This is a genomic window from Bifidobacterium sp. POST2/T3 (B1), from assembly GCF_058197115.1.
Genome location: NZ_JBVPQK010000286.1, coordinates 1 through 3,388, shown reverse-complemented (window position 1 = coordinate 3,388; position 3,388 = coordinate 1). Strand labels below are relative to the sequence as shown.

Below are 3,388 nucleotides of genomic sequence, written 5' to 3'. Positions count from 1 at the left end.
AGGCTCCGGGGCAGCGAACGTCTCATACTCGCGCCCTAACAAATCCGTAGGCATGCCTCTACCCTATCAAGTTTCCAACCGCTTTCGTGGGTTGGCGGGTCAGCGGGCGCGGGGATGGGCCGTCTGGTAGGTCTCCATCAGAGCCTGGGGACTGACGTGTGTGTAGATTTGCGTCGTAGTTACCGAGGCATGGCCCAGCAGCTCTTGGACCGAACGCACATCGGCGCCTCCCTCCAGCAGATGAGTGGCGAAGGAGTGCCGTAGAGTGTGGGGGTGCAGAGGTCTGTTCAGGCCCGCCCGGCGACCGGCGTCCCTGACCACCTGCCAGACGGTCTGCCTAGTCAGCCGCTTGCCCCGCTTGTTGAGGAAGACTGCCCTCAGCTCCCTGCTCTTGGTGGCTCGATCACACAGGCGGGACCGCCCCATATTCAAGTAGGCCTGCATGGCCTGGCATGCGTAGGACCCCATGGGCACCAAACGCTGCTTGTCGCCCTTGCCGGTCAGACGGACTACTCGCTCGTCCAGGTCCATGTCCTCCAGGTCGGTGCCGACGGCCTCCGAGACCCGGCAGCCTGTGGCGTACATGAATTCCAGCAGGGCCTTGTCCCGCAGGACCACCGGATCCTTGGACCCGCCCATGGCGGCCACATCCAACAGCCGGGTCACCTGGTCCACGTCCAGCACATCCGGCAGGGCCGAGGTGCCCTTGGGAGCCTTGACGGTACGAGAGACATCCTGGTCGGTCACCCCCTGCTTGAGGGCGAACCGGTGCCACTCATGGACAGCGGCCATCCTCCGTGAGCGGCTGGCTGAGCTCTCATCGGCCAGATGGGCCAGAAAGCCCTCCACATCGGCGGTTTGAATCTGCTCCACGCTGGTGATGCCTCTAGCGGACAGCCAGCGAATGTACATGTTCAGATCGGACTTATAAGCCTTGACCGTAGCGGGGGCAAGACCCCGCTCCAGACCAGTGTAGGCCAGGAACTGATCCAGCAGAGCGGTCAGCCCCTCCTGATGATCACCGTCCACTACCGCTTAACCTCCGGTTCTCTTCATCAGTGCTGGTCTTTAGAGCATATTCTAACGCGTTGTGGATTGGAGCGAACGCTCAAGAGACTTCCCGAATCAGCCCTTGAATTCCTTCTTGCTGAAGAATCCGTCGATAGGGGCCGGCCTCCCTGCTGATGATTCCGTCAATGGCGTGCATGCCCAGCAGCTCAACTGGCGCATTGTCATCAGTCAATACCCTCCCATTTATATCCCCAACCGTGCTCAGGCGGGAGCTGACCTGCTCCATCATCTCGGACAGGTCCGGATCAGGGCTAACCCTGGCTGCCTCCTCCGCCAGTAGATCGGAGGCCGGATAGTCCCTCATAGCCTTCCTCTTATCCCCTCCCGCTTCCAAGAAATCTGCGGAAACAGGGCGACGTGCAAAGAGCTCGCGGTTGGTGGTCTGGGGCACATCGGCCGTCAGGATGGCATCGGAGCCGAAGACCCTGGTGATGGTATTGGTCAGGGCTGCATTGATGGACCCCTGACCGTCGTCGATCATGTTCATGTTGACCACCATGACCCCGCCCGGATTCAGGTGGTTCCTAACCAGGGTGAAGAACTCGGTGGAACTCATCTGGAAGGGTATGGTGATGTCCTGGTAAGCATCGACCATAATCAGGTCGTAGTGCTGGCTGTTGGCCGCCAGCCAGGCTCGGCCGTCGTAGGTGGAAACCGGAATATCGGAGGGCTGATCAAAATACTTGATGGCGAGGTTGCTGATGGCCTGGTCAATCTCCACCCCCTGGATGGCCATCCGTGGATAGTACCGCCTCAGTTGCCGGGCATAGGTCCCGGTCCCCATGCCTAGGATCAGAGCCGAGCGGGACTGATCGGCCATGAGCGGTGCTGCCAGAGCCGTGTCGTAGTACATGCCGGTCATCCCAGGAGGCTTCATAGTCACCGACTGGACGCCGAAGAGAACGTTGGTGGAAAGGATGGTTCTATCCGCCAGGGTTTTGACCTGCAGATAGTTGTAGATGGACTCGCCCTCATAGGCCAGGCCCTTCTCCCAGAATGCGAATCCCGTCATTGGCGAGAGGGCAGCTGAGACTACAAAGGCCACAGTGGCGATCAGGCAGGCCAGGCGGTGCGCATGGGAGGAAAGAAAATAGACCAAGGCCACCAGAAGCAATATCCCTGAGAAGATCAGAAAGGTAACGAAGGTCCCCACGGCAGGGATGGTCACAAAAGTGGGCAGGAAGGTGCCCAGGATGGATCCCACGGTATTGCAGGCGCTGAGCCGGCCGACCACCGAAGCGTTATCGTCCAGGGAGTCGGTGGCGCTCTTGACCAGGCCCGGTGTGATGGTGCCCAGGAGGAAGAGGGGCGGAACAAAGATGATCAGGCAGGAGATAAAGGCCGCCAGGACCAGGAAGTTGGTAGAGACGGCCACGATCAGCAGTCCCGAAATCAGAATGATCAGATACTTGCCGACCAAAGGAATCAGGGCGATCCAGACGGCCGCGGCCATAATGCTCAGGTAGAGCCTGTCCGGGTCAGGGTTCCGGTCAGCCCAGCGGCCGCCGACGACGGCACCCAGGGCCAGGGCGATCATGATGGTCCCGATGATGATGGTCCATACAATCTGAGAAGACGAGAAGTAAGGAGCCAGCAGGCGGGAGGCCCCCAGCTCAGCGGCCATAACGGCCATCCCCGAGAAAAACTCCGTTACATAGAGAAAGATGCGCGACCGAAGGATGGGGCGCGACTGATTGATTTTGGTTAGCTTGGATCTACCGCTGCCGCGAGATGGACTGGCTTGAACTGCTGATTCTGCCGAGACAGCCGACTCAACTACGCTGTGATCATCGTTCATGGCGGCTCCCGGCATCATTGTCGTCAATCAACTTACCGTCCCGCTGATAAATGGTCAAATATGCAAAGAACCCCGCCAAAGGCGAGGTTCTTGAAATACGGTATCCAGATCCGCTGATCAAGCAGTGACCGGAGCATTTACGTCGGCAGGCAGGGCCTTCTTGGCCTCAGCCACGATGGCGTTGAAGGTGTCGATGTCGTTGACGACCAGGTCGGCCAGAGCGCGGCGATCCAATTCGATCCCGGCCAGGCGCAGCCCTTGAATAAAGCGGTTGTATGTGATTCCCTGGGCGCGGCATCCGGCGTTGATGCGCTGGATCCACAGCTTGCGGAAGTCACCCTTGCGGGCCTTGCGGTCCCGGAAGTTGTATGTATATGAATGGAGCAGCTGCTCCTTGGCCTTGCGGTAAAGACGAGAGCGCTGGCCACGGTAGCCTGACGCACGCTCCAGGACGACCCGACGCTTCTTATGCGCGTTGACTGCCCGCTTGACTCGTGCCATAGATATTCCTCAGCTTTC

3 protein-coding genes are annotated in these 3,388 nt (G+C 59.6%); all 3 read right to left on the bottom strand.

The genetic code is table 11. The annotated features are described in order from the left end of the window. Positions 1 to 99 precede the first annotated feature (99 nt). Positions 100 to 1,029, bottom strand: a complete 930-nt coding sequence (gene xerD / locus AC0AP0_RS10605) for a site-specific tyrosine recombinase XerD (RefSeq protein WP_490430435.1) — start codon at positions 1,027 to 1,029, stop codon at positions 100 to 102. Positions 1,030 to 1,108: 79 nt separating this feature from the next. Continuing rightward, positions 1,109 to 2,695 (bottom strand): spermidine synthase, encoded by a 1,587-nt coding sequence (locus AC0AP0_RS10600; protein WP_490430434.1) that lies wholly within the window; start codon positions 2,693 to 2,695, stop codon positions 1,109 to 1,111. 291 nt (positions 2,696 to 2,986) lie between these two features. Then, complete coding sequence (rplT, locus tag AC0AP0_RS10595) at positions 2,987 to 3,370, bottom strand: 50S ribosomal protein L20 (RefSeq protein WP_110412658.1); 384 nt, start codon at positions 3,368 to 3,370, stop codon at positions 2,987 to 2,989. Between the last annotated feature and the right edge of the window lie 18 nt (positions 3,371 to 3,388).

What these genes read in the sequence shown, in the direction of transcription:
- rplT (WP_110412658.1), bottom strand. Translation starts at nt 3,370, where the DNA reads ATGGCACGAGTCAAGCGGGCAGTCAACGCGCATAAGAAGCGTCGGGTC.
- AC0AP0_RS10600 (WP_490430434.1), bottom strand. Translation starts at nt 2,695, where the DNA reads ATGGCCGCTGAGCTGGGGGCCTCCCGCCTGCTGGCTCCTTACTTCTCG.